We start from the raw sequence: 17,600 nt of genomic DNA on the forward strand, positions 1-17,600 counted from the left end.
CTGGGGGGCAATTCCATCGGTTTGGCCGACGCGGCTGGACGGATGGTGTAGTTGTAGTGCCGAGGACAAGCCGTTCGTCCTATAACCGACTCGACTCGCGTCCGCCATTTCGGGCAACGCGGGTCAAGGTGCAGAATTTAGAGGAAAGAACCGAGAAGGTTCGGTTCTCCCGAGGAGGCCGCTCATGACCGCTCGCACCCCTGATGCTGAGCCGCTGCTGACCCCGGCTGAGGTCGCCACCATGTTCCGCGTCGACCCCAAGACGGTCACGCGGTGGGCGAAGGCCGGCAAGCTCACATCGATTCGTACGCTCGGCGGACATCGCCGTTATCGCGAGGCCGAGGTCCGCGCACTGCTTGCGGGTATCCCGCAGCAGCGCAGCGAGGCCTGAACAAGTGAATAACCGGGCAACACGTCAGGTCCCCCAACCTGTTCGGACGCCCGAAACCTAGCTACAAGCGACGTGGGTCCTGCCCCAACAGGCCCCTCGCCCCCTGGGAACGTCGTCGATCGCGCTGGACTCCGCCGGGTCCAGCGCGATCTTTTTTGTGCGCTTGAGACGGCTTGAGGGCGCGCGGCGGGTCGTATCAGGTGGCTCTGTGAGTGGCCTTGTCGGAGTCTGGGGAGGCTCTGGGAGGGTTCCGGGGGGCATCCTCCGCAGTGGTGCAATTGCACATATAAAATTGACCAGTTGTAGGAGCCTGGTAAGAACCCGGCTTTTCAAAACTCATGCCGTGACACCCGTCACATGCCAGGAGCCTTGTTGCCTCTGGCTCATGTGCGCTAGAGGAGGCTCGCGTTCCAGCTCCCCACGCGGGTACGGCCGTTGGCGGACGCGCGTGCGGGCGCCGGCGTGGCCGGAGGTCATGAGGGCGCCGGATCACGCGGTCGAGGGAGTGTCGCCCCCCACGGCCTCTTCAGGGGCCTCCGGGCCCCGTGGAGTGCCGTCCATGGCCAGCCGCAGTAAACGGTGGCAGATCGGGCAGTGACGGGTCAGATGCCGGTAGGGGGTCGCGGCCGACAGGTGCGCGCGAAGCAGTGCCCGCGTCTCGTGCCTGACCGATGCCGCCATGCCCCACCTCCGTCGGGGCCACGCGAGAACGGGCCCTGGCTTCTGGGGTACCGGCGGAAGCCGACGGCGTCAAGGGAGCGGTCAGGGGGGGCGGCGGACAACGCAGAGAGCCCGGATCCGAAGATCCGGGCTCTCTGTCACTCTTTCACTGCGGTCCTGACGGGATTTGAACCCGCGGCCTCCACCTTGACAGGGTGGCGAGCACTCCAAACTGCTCCACAGGACCAGGTTTTGCGGCACTTGATGTTGCGTTGCGCTGCGAGAAGGACTGTACAGGAGGGTGAGCCCGGTGGTCGAACTCACCCTCCGTGCGGGAGCCGTTACGGCGCCAGCGCGTCGATCGCCTTCACGATCCGCTTGTCGGAGACCGCGTACGCCGTGCCCAGCGCGTGGGCGAAATAGCTGACCCGGAGCTCCTCGATCATCCAGCGGACGTCCAGGACCTGCTGGGGAACCGGCCGGCCCTGCGGCAGCTGCTCCAGCAGCCACGCGTACTCGTCCTGCATCTCGTGGACCTTCTCCATGCGGCTGGTGTCCCGCTGGACGCCGGTCGGCATCTGCTGGAGCCGCCGGTCCGCGGCCACCAGGTAGCGCATGAGGTCGGGCAGGCGGCGCAGCCCCGCCCAGGTCACGAAGCCGGGCTTCACGAGGGCGTCCAGCTGTTTGCGCACGTCCGCCAGGTTCGCGAGCAGCACGGGGCTGCGTACGCCCTTCAGGCGGCGCTCGCAGGCCTGCCAGGCGGCCAGGACCTGCTGCACCTGCCCGACCGTCCGCACCGTCGTGTCGACGATCTCCGCGCGCACCTTGTCGTAGAGCTTCCGGTACGACTCCTCGTCCCAGGCCGGACCGCCGAAGTCGGCGATCAGCCGGTCCGCCGCCGCCATCGCGCAGTCGTCGAACAGCGCCTGGATCGAGCCGTGCGGATTCGCGGACAGCGCGAGCTTCTGGGCGTTCGTCAGCTTCTCGGATGCGAACTTTGCCGGATTGACAGGGATGGTGCGCAGGATCAGCCGGCGCGTGCCCTTCCACATCGCCTCCGCCTGCTCCGCCTCCGTGTCGAAGAGGCGCACGGACACGGTGTCGCCGTCGTCGACGAGCGCCGGATACGCCTTCACCGGCTGGCCCGCGCGGCGGGTCTCGAAGACGCGGGCGAGCGAGCCGATCGTCCAGTCCGTCAGGCCCGAACGCTCCAGGGACTCGCCGCCCTGCCGTTCGGCGGTGGCCGCGGCCGCCTGCGAGATGGCCTGCCTCGCCTTCGGTCTCAACCGGAGCTTCAGGGTCTCGAGATCCTTGTCCTCGGCCAGGTTGCGGCGCCGCTCGTCGACGATCCGGAAGGTGATCCGCAGATGGTCGGGGAGCCGCGACCAGTCGAAGTCGTCGGCCTCGAACGGGACGCCGACCATGCGCTTCAGCTCACGCGCCATGGTCGTCGTGAGCGGCTCCTGAAGGGGCACCGCGCGGTCCAGGAATCGCTTCGCGAAGTTCGGCGCGGGTACGTAGTGACGGCGGATCGGCTTGGGGAGGGAACGGATCAGCTCCGTGACGACCTCCTCGCGCAGGCCCGGGATCTGCCAGTCGAAGCCCTCGTCCGTGACCTGGTTGAGGACATGGAGCGGGATGTGGACGGTCACACCGTCCGCGTCCGCGCCCGGCTCGAACTGGTACGTCACCCGGAACTTCAGCCGGCCCTGTCGCCAGGAGTCCGGATAGTCGGCCTTGGTGACGGCCTCCGCCGACTCCCGGATGAGCATCTCCCGCTCGAAGTCCAGGTGATCGGGCTGCTCGTGCCGCTTGTGCTTCCACCACGAGTCGAAGTGCGCGCCGGACACGACGTGTTCGGGCACCCGCTGGTCGTAGAAGTCGACCAGCGTCTCGTCGTCCACCACGATGTCCCGGCGCCGGGCACGGTGCTCCAGCTCCTCGACCTCGCTGAGGAGCCGGCGGTTGTCGGCGAAGAACTTGTGGTGCGTGCGCCAGTCACCCTCGACCAGCGCGTTGCGGATGAACAGGTCGCGGGAGGTCTCCGGGTCGATCCGCCCGTAGTTGACCTTCCGCTGGGCGATGATCGGGACGCCGTACAGCGTGACCTTCTCGTCCGCCATGACGGCCGCCTGGTCCTTCTCCCAGCGCGGCTCGCTGTAGGTCCGCTTCAGCAGGTGTCCGGCGAGCGGCTCGACCCACTCGGGCTCGATCTTCGCGTTGACGCGGGCCCACAGACGGCTCGTCTCCACCAGCTCGGCGGACATCACGAAGCGCGGCTGCTTCTTGAAGAGCGCCGAACCCGGGAAGATCGCGAACTTGGCGCTCCGCGCGCCCAGGTACTCGTTCTTGTTGCCGTCCTTCACGTCCTTCATGCCGATGTGCGAGAGCAGCCCGGCGAGGAGCGAGACATGGACACTCTGCTCGGGCGCGTCCTCCTCGTTCAGATGGATCCCCATCTGCTTGGCGACCGTGCGGAGCTGCGAGTAGATGTCCTGCCACTCACGGATGCGCAGGAAGTTCAGGTACTCCTGCTTGCACATACGCCGGAAGGAGGAGGAGCCGCGCTCCTTCTGCTGCTCGCGCACGTACCGCCACAGGTTGAGATAGGCGAGGAAGTCGCTGGTCTCGTCCTTGAAGCGGGCGTGCTGCTGGTCGGCCTGGGTCTGCTTGTCGGCCGGGCGCTCGCGCGGGTCCTGGATGGACAGCGCGGCGGCTATCACCATGACCTCGCGGACACAGCCGTTCTTGTCGGCCTCCAGGACCATCCGCGCGAGGCGCGGGTCGACGGGCAGCTGGGCCAGCTTGCGGCCGGTCTGGGTGAGCCGCCTGCGGGGGTCCTTCTCGGCCGGGTCCAGCGCGTTCAGCTCCTGGAGCAGCTGCACGCCGTCACGGATGTTGCGGTGGTCCGGCGGGTCGATGAAGGGGAACTTCTCGATGTCGCCGAGGCCCGCCGCGGTCATCTGGAGGATGACGCTGGCCAGGTTCGTACGGAGGATCTCGGCGTCCGTGAACTCCGGGCGGGCGAGGAAGTCGTCCTCGTCGTACAGCCGGATGCAGATGCCGTCACTCGTCCGGCCGCAGCGGCCCTTGCGCTGGTTGGCGCTGGCCTGCGAGATCGGCTCGATGGGCAGGCGCTGGACCTTGGTGCGGTGGCTGTAGCGGCTGATGCGGGCGAAGCCGGGGTCGATGACGTACTTGATGCCCGGGACGGTCAGGGACGTCTCGGCCACGTTCGTCGCCAGAACGATCCTGCGGCCCGTGTGCTGCTGGAAGACCCGGTGCTGCTCGGCGTGCGAGAGCCGGGCATAGAGGGGCAGCACCTCCGTGAAGCGGTACTTCTTCTTCTCCAGCGCGTCGGCCGTGTCCCGGATCTCCCGCTCACCGGAGAGGAAGACGAGGATGTCGCCCTTCCCTTCGGACTGGAGCTCCTCGACGGCATCGCAGATCGCGGTGATCTGGTCGCGGTCGGCGTCGTCGGAGTCCTCTTCGAGGAGCGGCCGGTAGCGGACCTCCACCGGGTACGTCCGCCCGCTGACCTCGACGATCGGCGCTTCACCGAAGTGCCGGGAGAAACGCTCCGGGTCGATGGTCGCGGAGGTGATGACGACCTTGAGATCCGGGCGGCGGGGGAGCAGCTGGGCGAGATAGCCCAGCAGGAAGTCGATGTTGAGGGACCGCTCGTGGGCCTCGTCGATGATGATCGTGTCGTACGCGCGCAGCTCGCGGTCGGTCTGGATCTCCGCGAGGAGGATGCCGTCCGTCATCAGCTTCACGAAGGTGGCGTCCGGGTTCACCTGGTCGGTGAACCGCACCTTCCAGCCGACGGCCTCGCCGAGCGGTGTCCTGAGTTCCTCCGCGACCCGCTCGGCCACGGTGCGGGCGGCGATCCGACGGGGCTGCGTGTGCCCGATCATGCCGCGGACGCCGCGCCCCAGTTCGAGACAGATCTTGGGGATCTGGGTGGTCTTGCCGGACCCGGTCTCACCGGCGACGATGACGACCTGGTGATCACGGATGGCGGCCGCGATCTCGTCCTTCTTCTGGCTGACCGGAAGCTGCTCGGGGTACGAGACGGCGGGCACCCGGCCGCGCCGCAGGACCATCCGCTCCTCGACCTGTGCGACCTCCGCCCCGATCTCGGCGAGGACGGCGGCACGGGCCTCCGGCTTGCGGATCTTGCGCGCGCCTTCGAGCCTGCGCCCGAGCCGGTGCGCGTCGCGCAGGGACAGCTCGGTCAGGCGGGGGGCGAGGTAGCCGAGGGCGGGAGTGCCCGGAGCGGCGGCGCCGGGAGTGGGGTGCGTAGACATACGCGATCCAGGATCTCATCTCGGCGAAAGAAGGGGCGAGTGCTTTTGGGCCCGCCCCGTCCGACGCGCAGCGACGAAAACCCCCTCCGGTCACCCGGAGGGGGTTTCGTTCTTGTGGCTGGGGCCGGGGTCGAACCGGCGACCTATCGCTTTTCAGGCGATCGCTCGTACCAACTGAGCTACCCAGCCACGAGGTTTCAGAGAAACCTCAGCGGTCCTGACGGGATTTGAACCCGCGGCCTCCACCTTGACAGGGTGGCGAGCACTCCAAACTGCTCCACAGGACCAAGCTGTTGTGTACGACAGTGTCGCACACGGTGTTGCGTGCCCCCAACGGGATTCGAACCCGTGCTACCGCCTTGAAAGGGCGGCGTCCTAGGCCGCTAGACGATGAGGGCTATCGGCCCGCCTGGGCGCTTCTCAGCGCGTCGGGGACGTCATGAGCATATGGGATGGCGGGGGGTATCGCCAAAACGGTTTACGGGGCCGTCCTGGAGGGGGTTCCGGAGGGGCTCACGGACGGGCTGAGCGGCGGGCTGGGGGAGGGAGTCGGAGAGGGGCTCGGGGACGGTACGGCTCCGGGCAGGTTCTCCTTCGGGAGGTGGCGGCTGACCTCGGCCGTCGTCAGACCCAGGCCGCCGAGTTTGATCTCGTCCCAGGCCTGGATGCGGCGGGTGTCGCGGTCGAAGTAGAGGATCGACGCCTCGATGGGGTCCGGGTACTTGCCCTCGACGGCACGCAGGCCGCTGCCGCCGGTGGAGCCCTCGACGCGCAGCCGTGTGCCCTTCTTCATGACCTCCATGTCCTCGTGGTGGAGATGCCCGGCCAGCACGAGGGGCACCCCGCCGTCCGTGCCCCGGGCGGCGGAGGGCTCGTGGGCGACGGCCACGTCCGCCGGGGTGCCGGCGTCCCGCTGGGCGCGCAGGGCCTGGGCCAGCCGGGCGCCCGCCTCCTCCTGGGACTCCTCGGCGCCCGGCACGGAGGAGCGGTCGGGGGTGAACTGGGGGTCGCCGATGCCGGCGAAGCGCAGCCCGGCGAGGGTGACCGCGCGGCCGTCGTCGAGGACGTGCACGTTCTTCATGCCCTCCAGGTAGCGCTGGGTGACGAGCGAGTCGTGGTTGCCCCTGACCCAGACGTAGGGCGCGCCGAGCGTGGCGATGGGGTCCAGGAAGCCGTTCTCCGCGGCCGAGCCGTGGTCCATCGTGTCGCCGGAGTCGACGATCACATCGACCTTGTACTGCTCCACGAGCGAGGCGATGATCTTCCAGCTCGCGGGGTTCAGATGGATGTCGGACACGTGCAGGACGCGGACGGTCGTCGGGTCCGGCTGGAAGGCGGGGAGCGTGGAGGTGACGTCGTAGAGCTTGGTCACGTTGGTGACCAGGCGGGCGAGTTCCTGCTGGTAGACGTCGAACTCGGTGACGATGCTGCGGGCGTTGCCGACGAGTGAGGGCGCGGAGGACAGCAGGCCCGAGAACCGCGGCTCCAGCACCGACTTGGGGTTCCAGGTGGCGTACGCGGTCGCGCCCGAGGCGGCCAGCAGGGTGAGGGCGAGACCGCCGGCGGCGAGGGCGCGGCGGGGGCGGCGGTAGACGGCGAGGCCGAGCGCGGTGGCGCCGGAGACCACGGCGACGCAGGAGCGGAGCGCGAGGTCGAGAGTGCCGTGCTCGATGTCACGGGCGACCTCGTCCTGGAGGCCGGAGAGGCGTTCGGGGTGGTCGACGAGGGCTTGGGAGCGCTCGGGGTCGAGCTGGTCCACGTTCACGTCGAGACGGACCGGGGCGATGTGGCTGTCCAGGCTGAGCGCGCCCAGCGGGGAGATGTTGATCTTCGTGCCGCCGGTGACGGACGGGCGCAGGGTCATCGTCGTGTTCATGGGGCCGACGGACACGCGGACGTCACCGACGATCAGCAGGCCGAGCCAAGCGCCGACGACGACGACGGCGGTCAGGCCGAGAGCGCGGATCCAGGGGTTGGGCCGGGCGGCGAGTTCGGGGACCGGGTTCCCGCTCCGGGCGGGCTTGCGGCGCTTCAGGACTGCGGTGGGGAGACGGGCTCGGACCATTGGTGCCCTATGCCCGGGTCCGGGCGTTGGTATGCGGACGGTTCGTGACCTCCGCCCGACCGCGTCGTACCGGACAATGGGGCCTGTGCTGGAGATGACGCGTGAGGAGTTCGAGGAACTGGTCGCCGAAGCGCTGGACCGGATTCCGCCGGAGTTGACGCGACTGATGGACAACGTCGCGGTGTTCGTCGAGGACGAACCGGCGGCGGACGATCCCGAGCTGCTCGGGCTGTACGAGGGGACGCCGCTGACGGACCGCGGGGAGTGGTACGCCGGTGTGCTGCCGGACCGGATCACGATCTACCGGGGGCCGACGCTGCGGATGTGCAGGACGCGGGAGGAGGTCGTCGCCGAGACGGAGGTCACGGTGGTGCACGAGATCGCCCACCACTTCGGCATCGACGACACGCGGCTGCACGCCCTCGGCTACGGCTGAGCCGTCCGGCACAGGGGTGCGCGTCGGCGCGTGTCCTCTTGCGGGCGCCGGGAGTTGGGCACGTCGACTCCTTACGCCTGCCCCGGAGGTGGCCCCGTGCGCCCCTTGTACGTACCCGTTCGTCTGGCCGCGACGGTCATGGCCGTCGCCGCGGCCGCCGGCTGCATGAGCGTGGGGCACGAGGAGGGCGGCCGGGCCAAGCCGTCGCACTCGGCGGGGCAGCGGGGCGGTGAGGCTCCCGGCGGGGTCTCGGCGGGCTCCGGGGCAGGCTTCGGGATGGGTGCGGCGGGCGGCGACGGCAAGCACGGGCACGGGAAGGGCGGCAAGGGCGGAGCGAGCGCCTCGGCGTCGGTCTCGGCCCCGCCGTCGGCGGGCCGGAGCGCGCCGGCCTCGGCGGGGGCGGTGCGGCCGGGGACGAGCGAGCAGCCGGGGGTGCCGACGCCCACCGGGGCACAGCCGCCCGCGCCCACGCGCTCGCCGGACCCGGAGCCGCCCGCGCCCACGCCGGAGCCGCCGTCCCCCACGCCGGAGCCGACGGTCGCCGAGCCGTCGTCCTCGGCGCACGAGGGCGACGGGGGCCCGGCGGCGCAGCTGGCGGACCGGGAGCCGGCGCCGGAGGCGGGCTCGCCCGCCTAGACCGGTTGCTCCGCCCGGACCGGTTGCTCCGCCCGGACAGTCGTTCGCCTCGGACAGTCGTTCGCCTCGGAGTCGTTCGCCTCGGTCGGGTGTGTGGTGGCGGGCAGGTCGTCCGTTTCGGGAAGGCTCGTCGCGCAGGCCCGTCGCGCAGGTCTTCTCCTCGGGCCCGAGGAGGCCGCTGAGCTGCGGTGATGAGGCTCGGTTTGCCTTCGGTGGTCAGGGTGCTTATAGTGGTAGATCGTTTGATCCCATTTGCCCGGCGCCACCGCAGAGCGCGCCGTGTGGCGCGTACTCTCCCTTGCCGTGGCTGACCGCATAGAGGCGGTCGTAGTGCAATGCGAACACGGAGTTGACGGGCGCGTGCCGACTTGAGACTCCGGAAGGTTTCGCATTCGCATGTCCATTTCCAGTACTGATCACTCCGTCGTGCCCGAGAACACCAACGACGAGCCGATCACCCTCGAGGCGATCGAGGTCGCGGAGACCGTCGGGGCCGCAGAGGCCATCGCCGAGGCCGTCGAGGCCATCGTCGAGACGCCCGAGGCCCCGAAGACCCCCGAACTCACCTTCGCCGACCTCGGGCTCCCCGAGGGCGTCGTGCGCAAGCTCGCGCAGAACGGCGTGACCAGCCCCTTCCCGATCCAGGCCGCGACCATCCCGGACGCCCTGGCCGGCAAGGACATCCTCGGCCGCGGCCGCACCGGCTCCGGCAAGACCCTCTCGTTCGGTCTGCCGCTGCTGGCGTCGCTGTCCGGCGGCCACACCGACAAGAAGAAGCCCCGCGGCATCATCCTCACGCCGACGCGTGAGCTCGCGATGCAGGTCGCGGACGCGCTTCAGCCGTACGGCGACGTACTCGGCCTGAAGATGAAGGTCGTCTGCGGCGGTACGTCGATGAGCAACCAGATGTACGCCCTGGAGCGCGGCGTCGACGTCCTCGTCGCCACCCCGGGCCGTCTGCGTGACCTCATCAACCGCGGCGCCTGCTCGCTCGAGAACGTCCAGGTCGCCGTCCTCGACGAGGCCGACCAGATGTCCGACCTGGGCTTCCTGCCCGAGGTCACCGAGCTGCTCGACCAGATCCCCGGCGGCGGCCAGCGCATGCTGTTCTCGGCCACGATGGAGAACGAGATCTCCACGCTGGTCAAGCGCTACCTGAGCAACCCCGTCACGCACGAGGTCGACAGCGCCCAGGGCAACGTCACGACCATGTCGCACCACATCCTGATCGTGAAGCCCAAGGACAAGGCGCCGGTCACCGCCGCGATCGCCTCCCGCAAGGGCCGCACCATCATCTTCGTCCGCACCCAGCTCGGCGCCGACCGTATCGCCGAGCAGCTGCGCGAATCCGGTGTGAAGGCGGACGCGCTGCACGGCGGCATGACCCAGGGCGCGCGGACCCGCACGCTGGCCGACTTCAAGGACGGCTACGTCAACGCGCTCGTCGCGACCGACGTCGCCGCCCGCGGTATCCACGTCGACGGCATCGACCTGGTGCTCAACGTGGACCCGGCCGGCGACCACAAGGACTACCTGCACCGCGCGGGCCGCACCGCGCGGGCCGGCCGCACCGGCACGGTCGTCTCCCTCTCGCTGCCGCACCAGCGCCGTCAGATCTTCCGTCTGATGGAGGACGCGGGCGTCGACGCCGGGCGTCACATCATCCAGGGCGGCGCCGCCTTCGAGCCGGAGGTCGCCGAGATCACCGGCGCCCGTTCGATGACGGAGGTCCAGGCCGAGTCCGCGGGCAACGCGGCGCAGCAGGCCGAGCGTGAGGTCTCCGAGCTCAGCAAGGAGCTGGAGCGTGCGCAGCGGCGCGCGACCGAGCTGCGCGAGGAGGCCGACCGTCTGGTGGCCCGCGTGGCGCGCGAGCGTGGCGAGGACCCGGAGGCGGCTGTCGTCGCGGCCGCCGAGGCGGTCGTCGAGCAGAACACCGTGGCGGAGGCGCCGGCCGAGGCCGCGGTCTCCGAGCAGCCCGCGTACGAGCAGCCGCGTCAGCGCCGTGACGAGCGGGGCAACTACGAGCGCCGTGACGACCGCGGTGGTCGTTCCTTCGAGCGTCGTGACAACGACCGTGGCGGCTTCAACCGTGACGACCGCGGTGGCTTCAACCGTGACCGCCGTGACGGCGACCGTGGCGGGTTCCGCCGCGACGACCGCCGTGACGACCGCGGTGGCCGTTCCTTCGAGCGTCGTGACGACCGCGGTGGCTTCAACCGTGACCGCCGTGACGACCGTGGCGGCGCCGGCCGTGACGACCGCGGTGGCCGTTCCTTCGAGCGTCGTGACGAGCGTCCCGCGGGCGGTTTCAACCGTGACCGTCGCGACGACCGCCGCGACGACCGTCGTGACGAGCGCCCCTCCGGCGGCTTCCGCCGCGACGAGCGTCCCGCGGGCGGCTTCAACCGTGACCGTCGTGACGAGCGTCCCTCCGGCGGGTTCCGCCGCGACGACCGTCAGTCGGGCGGCTTCAACCGCGACCGTCGCGACGACCGTCCGTCCACCCACCGTGGCAGCGACCGTCCGTTCAACCGTGACCGTCGCGACGACCGCCCGGGCTTCCGCTCCGGCGGCCACGACCGCCCGTTCGGTCGCCGTGACGACCACCGCGGCACCGGCTCCGGCTCCGGCACGACCGGCCGTCGCGACGACAAGCCGCGCTGGAAGCGCAACGGCTGACATCGGCTCAGTTGAGTGAACGCCGTGGCCCCCACCGAACATCGGTGGGGGCCACGGCGTTTTCCGTCTCCAGTAACCCCTTTCTCCGGGCCTGTGAAGTGACTGTAGGATCAGCCGACTTGTGAGACGGATGTGAAGGCCGGGGGGCCGGGGACCGTGAAAGCCGAGAGGCGTCCGGTCCCGTCCGTCTCCGTTCCCGGGGAGGGACCTTCTTGACTCGTCATGGCTCCGCACGTCTGCGTCTCGTGGCCGCCTCCGCCGTCCTGGCGGCCGGACTGACCCCGCTGCTGCCGTCCACGGCGGTCGCGGACACCCCGCAGGAGACGGTGGTGCCGGCGACACTGCGGGACACCTACACGTCGGCGGCCCTGCGGACGGCGTCGGGCCACGGCGGCCACGACTCTGCCGGTCTCCAGGGGGTGTTCCACACCCTGGAGGGCACCAGCGGGGTGCTGTGGACCCGTTACTCGGACGGCGAGACGGTGCGCGTGCCGACGGCTCCCCTGGGGACGGTGGGGGCACCGACCGGCACCGACGTCCTGGCGTACCACCACGCTGACGGGCGGGTCGACTTCTGGGACGCGTCCGACGGCGCCACCCGTGGTCTGCGGGTCCCGGCCGGGCTCGGTTACCTGACGTCCTTCGACAACCTGACCGTGGCCTACGAGAGCGGGACCGGTGAGGAGGGCAATGCCACCCGGATCGTGCATCTGCTGACGCCTGGGTCCGACGGGACCACCGGGGACTCGGTGGTCACGGGAGGACCGGCCGGTCTCGTGCTCGGTTTCGCCGTGGGCGCGGACGCGCGGACGCTGTACTTCCGTGGCTCCGTGGACGGGCAGCAGGTGGGCCTGGCCGCCGTGGACCGTGCGACGGGTGAGGTGCGAGGCTGGAGCGGCCCGATCCCCGTCGGGTACAGCCAGGTGAACCTGGGCGGTGGTCATGTCGTCGTCTCGGCCTCCGGCAAGGCCACGGTGCTGGTGTTCCCGCCCGACCTGTCGGCTGCCCCGGTCGAGGTCGCGCTCCAGGGCGTCGGCGACGGGCCGGACGTCGCCCGGGACCTGACCGTTGTCGGCGACTGGCTGGTCAACGGAACCACTACGACGACCGCGCAGCCCCTCACGGGCGGCGATCGGGTGACCCTGCTGCGGTCCTCGGCGCAAGGAACCGCGGCGGGGGCCGACGGCGCCGCGGTGAAGATCGGCCGGGTCGGCACCGACGACTGGGGCATCCAGCGCATCACCCCGGGCGCGGACGGCGGCCCGCCCGTGGTGACGCTGCTCAAGGCGCTGCCCAAGCCGCCGCGGAGGATCCAGGGTCTGTCCCTGGAGCAGGGACGGCTCGTGGTCCTGGACCACTACGGCACCGGTGTACGCGCGGACTGGGTACGGACCGTCTCCCCTTCCGGCACCCCCTCGTTCGGCGAGCGCAGCGCGTTCACCACGGACGTCCCCATGGTCACCTGCGCCGCCACGGACGTCGCCTGCGCCCAGGTCCGGGGCACGACCGACGGCCGTATCGCCTGGCTGACCCACGACCTGAACACCGACCGGATCAAGGTCCATGGGCCGGACGGCGGTCTCTGGGAGCGCACCGGGCTGCCCCTGGGCGGGCAGATCAATGACGTCTCGGGCCGCTACGTGCTCTACACGGCACCCGGGCAGCAGTACGTCTACCGGATCGGCAGCGCCGGCGCCCCGGTCGTCACCCGCACCCCCGGGCCCGCCGCCCTCTCCGGCAACCTCCTGTGGACGACCGGCACGACCCCGGGCACTGTCGCCGCGTACGACCTGACGGCCGGGAAAACGACCGAGACCGTCACCACCGACGCGGGGTGCACGCCCACCGAACTCCAGGCGCTGGGCCGGTGGCTGTACTGGACGTGCGAGGGCCGGGCGGGCGTCTACGACCGCACGGCGAAGAAGTCCGTGCCGGTCCCGGCCGACGAGGCCGAACTCGGCGACGGGTACGTCGTCACCCACGACAAGCAGGCCGGGAAGCTGACGCTCACGACGGTCGCGGACGGCACCCCCTCCGGCCGGGTCGTCGGCGACCTTCCTGACACGGGCGTCTCCCAGCGGGACGTGCGCTGGACGGTCGACGAGTCCGGTGGGAACGCCGCCTACGTCGACGGTCAGGAGCGCGTGCACCTCGTACCGTCCGGCGTGCGGCAGCAACCGCTGAGCCTGCTGGACGTGCCGCAGGGCGCCACGGAGGTCTCCCCTACGACGTCGCCCGTCCTCACCGACGTGCTGCTCTCGAAGCCGGCCGCCGGCTGGACCCTGACGGTGCGTGACAAGGCGACCGGCAAGGTGGTCGGCGGCACCGACGGCGGCACCCTGCGCGGTGAGTTGAAGGTCCCGTGGAGCACCAGCGCCACGGCCGGGGCGGTCCTGCCCAACGGCTTCTACGACTGGACGCTCTCGGTCACGCCCGCGGACGGCGTCGGCGCCCCCTTGCAGACGCGGGGCACCGTGCGGATGGTGCGCGGCAACGCCGTGTTCCACGACTACGTGGGACCGGGGGCGAAGCCGGACGGTGCGGGCGATCTGCTGACCATGCCCTCCTCGGGCACGCTGACCTACCAGCAGGGCACGGGCCAGGGCACGTTCTCCGGTCAGGTCAGCGGCAGCGGCTGGCCCACCGGTATCAAGGCGGTGCCGATCGGTGACCTGAGCGGTGACCGGTGCAACGACGTTCTCGTGCGGCTCGGCAGCGGGGCGCTGCGGCTGTACCGGACGGGCTGCGGTGGCGCGGTACGGCCCACATCGCCGTACACCACGCTGGGCACCAGCGGCTGGACCCAGTTCGACATCCTGACCTCGCCGGGTGACGTCACGAAGGACGGCCGCCCCGACCTGATCGCCCGCAACCCGTCGAACGGCAGGGTCTACCTCTACAAGGGGACGGCCGCCGGGAAGCTGGCGGCGCCGGTGAAGCTCTACGACAACTGGAAGACGTACAAGAAGATCATCGGCGTCGGCGACCTCAACGGTGACGGCATCGGTGATCTGATCGCCCAGGACACGTCGAACAACCTGTACCGCTACATCGGCAAGGGCAACGGCACCTTCTCGGCGCGCGTGAAGCTGTTCGCGAACTGGGGGGCTTCGTACAACGCGGTCGCCGGGGCCGGGGACATCACGGGGGACGGGAAGGCGGACCTCGTGGTGCGCGACACCGCGGGCGGGTTGTACCGGCTGCCCGGCACCGGGACGGGCACGTTCGGGGCGCGGGTCAAGATCGGCGCCGGCTGGCAGAACTACAAGGGCATTTTCTAGCCAAGTTGTGACGTGTGTCACGCCCTCGGCAGGGGAATTGCTGGGGGCATGACAGATGACGGCACAGCGGGCCGGCCGGCTCCCGGGAAACTCTCGGACGAAGAGCGGCTGGCCGAACTCGGCTACACCCAGGTCCTCGCCCGCCGCATGTCGGCGTTCTCCAACTACGCGGTCTCCTTCACGATCATCTCGGTCCTTTCGGGCTGCCTGACGCTGTATCTGTTCGGCATGAACACGGGCGGCCCGGCGGTCATCACCTGGGGCTGGGTCGCCGTGGGGCTGATGACCCTGTTCGTCGGCCTGTCCATGGCCGAGATCTGTTCGGCGTACCCGACGTCGGCGGGCCTGTACTTCTGGGCCCACCGGCTGGCGCCCCCGCGATCGGCGGCGGCCTGGGCCTGGTTCACGGGCTGGTTCAACGTGCTGGGCCAGGTGGCGGTGACGGCGGGCATCGACTTCGGCGCCGCCTCCTTCCTCGGCGCCTATCTGAACCTCCAGTTCGACTTCGAGGTGACGCCCGGCCGGACGGTCCTGCTGTTCGCCGGGATCCTGGTGCTGCACGGACTGCTGAACACCTTCGGGGTGCGGATCGTCGCCCTCCTCAACAGCGTGAGCGTGTGGTGGCACGTGCTGGGCGTGGGCGTCATCGTGGGAGCGCTGGCCTTCGTCCCCGACAAGCACCGGTCGACGTCCTTCGTGTTCGGCGAGTTCGTCAACAACACCGGCTGGGGCAGCGGGGTGTACGTCGTCCTGCTCGGCCTGCTGATGGCCCAGTACACCTTCACCGGGTACGACGCCTCCGCCCACATGACCGAGGAGACGCACGACGCGTCGACGGCCGGCCCCAAGGGGATCGTGCGGTCCATCTGGACCTCGTGGATCGCGGGCTTCGTGCTGTTGCTCGGCTTCACGTACGCCATCCAGTCCTACGACGCCGCGCTCGCCTCCCCGACCGGCGCGCCGCCCGCCCAGATCCTGCTCGACGCGCTCGGCGCGACCGCCGGCAAGCTGCTGCTGCTCGTGGTGATCGGCGCCCAGCTCTTCTGCGGGATGGCGTCGGTGACCGCCAACAGCCGCATGATCTACGCCTTCTCGCGGGACGGGGCGCTGCCGTACTCGCACATCTGGCACACGGTCAGCCCGCGCACCCGCACGCCCGTCGCGGCCGTCTGGCTGGCGGCCGGCGGCGCGTTGCTGCTGGGCCTGCCCTATCTGATCAACGTGACCGCGTACGCGGCCGTCACCTCGATCGCCGTCATCGGCCTCTACATCGCGTACGTCATACCGACCCTGCTGCGCCTGCGCAAGGGCGAGGCCTTCGCGCGGGGACCGTGGCACCTGGGCCGCTGGTCGAAGGCGATCGGCGTGGTGTCGGTGGCGTGGGTGGCCGTCATCACCGTCCTGTTCATGCTGCCCCAGGTCTCCCCGGTCACCTGGGAGACCTTCAACTACGCCCCGGTCGCCGTCCTCGTCGTGCTGGGTTTCGCGGGGGTGTGGTGGCAGGTCTCCGCCCGCAACTGGTTCCTCGATCCGGAGCACGAACGGACCATCGCCCGCGAGGCGTCACGGGCGGCGGCACCCGCCGAACTGCCCGAGCAGTGACCGATCTCGATCGCTTCGCGTCGTCCGGCGCGCCCGTGTCTCCGATACCCGATCGGAGACACGGCCGCGTCCGGCTATGCTCGGGGAGGCAACATCGCCTGGGCCCTTAGCTCAATTGGCAGAGCAGTGGACTTTTAATCCATTGGTTGTGGGTTCGAGTCCCACAGGGCCTACCGGCGGCGAGGCGGGGGACATCCCCTTCCGGCCTGTGGTGCGGCGCCCGGGTCGACTTCGGTCGACCCGGGCGCCGCACCCGTTTCCGGGCCGGTGCTTGAGCGCGGGTGCGGTGCCGTGCCGCGTCGTTCTCGGCTCGGCGGCGGGGCGGTCGGTCAGTGGTCGGAGTAGCTGAAGTCCCCGATGGTCCAGGCGCTGACGTCCTCGATCGCCACGCGGTACATCCCGCCCGTCTCGGGGATCCCCACCGTGCCCTGGAGGATCCGGGCGACATGGAAGTGCAGATGCGTGGGCGGGCCGTCCTTCTTCGCGGGGGTGTCGAAGACGGCGGAGAACTCTCCGAGGTGGGCGGAGTCCGTCAGCACCTCCGACACCCTCTGCCGCCAGGTGGCTTCGGGCGCCAGTCGACCGGTGATGACGGCACCACCGGTGACCACGGTCAGGGGCATCTGATTGCTCTGCTCGGACTCCACAAGGGCGGCGATGTCAACGATCAGCTCGTCAGGCTTCGGCATGAGATCGGATTCTATGCACCGACCCGTCCGGGACGCGCCCGCGGGGATACCGGTGCCGCGGTCGGCGCAGCGCCGGGGCGGGTGCGGCGGTGCGATGCGTCGGGGTCAGTAGGCGGCGAGGGAGATGGCGACGTAGTGGGCGGCGAAGGCCGCCACGGTCAGGGTGTGGAACACCTCGTGGAAGCCGAACCAGCGGGGTGAGGGGTCGGGGCGGCGGACGGCGTAGACCACCGCACCCGCGCTGTAGAGGAGACCGCCGGCCACCACCAGGGCGAGTACGGCCGCTCCGCCGGCGTGCAGGAAGTCGGGCAGGTAACTCACCGGTGCCCAGCCCAGGGCCAGGTAGCAGGGTGTGTACAGCCAGCGGGGGGCCGAGACCCACAGGACGCGGAAGGCGATGCCGGCCAGCGCGCCCGCCCAGACGATCCACAGCAGCAGGGCCCGCTGGTCCGAGGGCACGAGGAGCACGGCCAGCGGGGAGCAGGTGCCGGCGATGATCAGGAAGATGTTGGCGTGGTCGAGGCGACGCAGAACGGCCTCGCCCAGCGGCCCCCAGGTGCCCAGGTGGTAGACGGCGCTCGTCCCGAACAGCAGCCAGGCGGTGACGGCGTACACGGCGCAGGCCAGGGTCGCTTCAGGGGTCCCGGCCAGGCAGATCAGGACGATGCCGGCGCTCAGTGAGGCGGGGACCATCGCGGCGTGGAGCCAGCCACGCAGCTTCGGCTTGATCGGCTCGACCAGTTCGGCCGCCCGCTCCACCAGGTCGGTGACGGGGTGCGGGTTCTCCCCGGCGTCGTTTCCGCCGGCGTCGTTTCCGCCGTCCACGTCGTCGCGGGACACGACTTCCCGTC

The 17,600-nt window shown here is 70.3% G+C and carries 11 protein-coding genes and 5 tRNA genes; 7 read left to right on the forward strand and 9 right to left on the reverse strand.

Annotation, left to right across the window (positions count from 1 at the left end; all coding sequences use genetic code 11):
• The first annotated feature begins 184 nt into the window (after positions 1–184).
• On the forward strand, positions 185–391 hold the full coding sequence (bldC, locus tag OHU34_RS22390; protein ID WP_003949541.1) for a developmental transcriptional regulator BldC: 207 nt from the start codon (positions 185–187) through the stop codon (positions 389–391).
• Positions 392–880: 489 nt separating this feature from the next.
• Here bldC and OHU34_RS22395 read toward each other — a convergent pair whose 3' ends face one another.
• From OHU34_RS22395 to OHU34_RS22425, 7 genes are all read right to left on the reverse strand, one after another.
• Positions 881–1,072 (reverse strand): DUF6274 family protein, encoded by a 192-nt coding sequence (locus tag OHU34_RS22395; protein WP_405767986.1) that lies wholly within the window; start codon positions 1,070–1,072, stop codon positions 881–883.
• Between the two features lie 151 nt (positions 1,073–1,223).
• Positions 1,224–1,298 (reverse strand) — tRNA-Asp (locus OHU34_RS22400).
• 94 nt (positions 1,299–1,392) lie between these two features.
• A complete protein-coding gene (gene hrpA, locus OHU34_RS22405; protein WP_405767988.1) occupies positions 1,393–5,361 on the reverse strand; it encodes an ATP-dependent RNA helicase HrpA in 3,969 nt (1,322 codons plus the stop codon).
• Between the two features lie 115 nt (positions 5,362–5,476).
• Positions 5,477–5,550 (reverse strand) — tRNA-Phe (locus tag OHU34_RS22410).
• Positions 5,551–5,573: 23 nt separating this feature from the next.
• Positions 5,574–5,648: transfer RNA gene (locus tag OHU34_RS22415), tRNA-Asp, on the reverse strand.
• A gap of 38 nt (positions 5,649–5,686) precedes the next feature.
• A tRNA-Glu gene (locus OHU34_RS22420) sits at positions 5,687–5,759 on the reverse strand.
• An 80-nt stretch (positions 5,760–5,839) separates the two neighbouring features.
• Positions 5,840–7,426 carry a metallophosphoesterase gene (locus OHU34_RS22425; RefSeq protein WP_405767990.1) on the reverse strand — a complete coding sequence of 529 codons (1,587 nt, stop codon included), beginning with the start codon at positions 7,424–7,426 and terminating at the stop codon, positions 5,840–5,842.
• 85 nt (positions 7,427–7,511) lie between these two features.
• Here OHU34_RS22425 and OHU34_RS22430 point away from each other — a divergent pair, with 85 nt between their 5' ends.
• The 6 genes from OHU34_RS22430 (at position 7,512) to OHU34_RS22455 (ending at position 16,233) form a co-directional block, all read left to right on the forward strand.
• The gene (locus OHU34_RS22430; protein WP_142265035.1) at positions 7,512–7,862 is read left to right on the forward strand and encodes a metallopeptidase family protein; all 351 of its coding nucleotides are present in this window, start codon (positions 7,512–7,514) and stop codon (positions 7,860–7,862) included.
• Positions 7,863–7,958: 96 nt separating this feature from the next.
• Complete coding sequence (locus tag OHU34_RS22435) at positions 7,959–8,498, forward strand: hypothetical protein (protein WP_142265034.1); 540 nt, start codon at positions 7,959–7,961, stop codon at positions 8,496–8,498.
• Between the two features lie 396 nt (positions 8,499–8,894).
• The gene (locus tag OHU34_RS22440) at positions 8,895–11,177 is read left to right on the forward strand and encodes a DEAD/DEAH box helicase (protein ID WP_405767992.1); all 2,283 of its coding nucleotides are present in this window, start codon (positions 8,895–8,897) and stop codon (positions 11,175–11,177) included.
• Between the two features lie 212 nt (positions 11,178–11,389).
• Positions 11,390–14,458, forward strand: a complete 3,069-nt coding sequence (locus OHU34_RS22445) for an FG-GAP repeat domain-containing protein (protein WP_405767994.1) — start codon at positions 11,390–11,392, stop codon at positions 14,456–14,458.
• A gap of 48 nt (positions 14,459–14,506) precedes the next feature.
• Positions 14,507–16,060, forward strand: coding sequence for an amino acid permease (locus OHU34_RS22450; protein ID WP_142265031.1), 1,554 nt, complete (start codon positions 14,507–14,509; stop codon positions 16,058–16,060).
• A gap of 100 nt (positions 16,061–16,160) precedes the next feature.
• A tRNA-Lys gene (locus OHU34_RS22455) sits at positions 16,161–16,233 on the forward strand.
• Between the two features lie 156 nt (positions 16,234–16,389).
• Here OHU34_RS22455 and OHU34_RS22460 read toward each other — a convergent pair.
• Positions 16,390–16,749, reverse strand: coding sequence for a hypothetical protein (locus OHU34_RS22460; protein ID WP_020131259.1), 360 nt, complete (start codon positions 16,747–16,749; stop codon positions 16,390–16,392).
• A gap of 105 nt (positions 16,750–16,854) precedes the next feature.
• On the reverse strand, positions 16,855–17,589 hold the full coding sequence (locus OHU34_RS22465) for a hemolysin III family protein (protein WP_405767997.1): 735 nt from the start codon (positions 17,587–17,589) through the stop codon (positions 16,855–16,857).
• Between the last annotated feature and the right edge of the window lie 11 nt (positions 17,590–17,600).

The organism is Streptomyces sp. NBC_00080, assembly GCF_045041255.1.
Classification (GTDB): Bacteria; Actinomycetota; Actinomycetes; order Streptomycetales; family Streptomycetaceae; genus Streptomyces; species Streptomyces coriariae.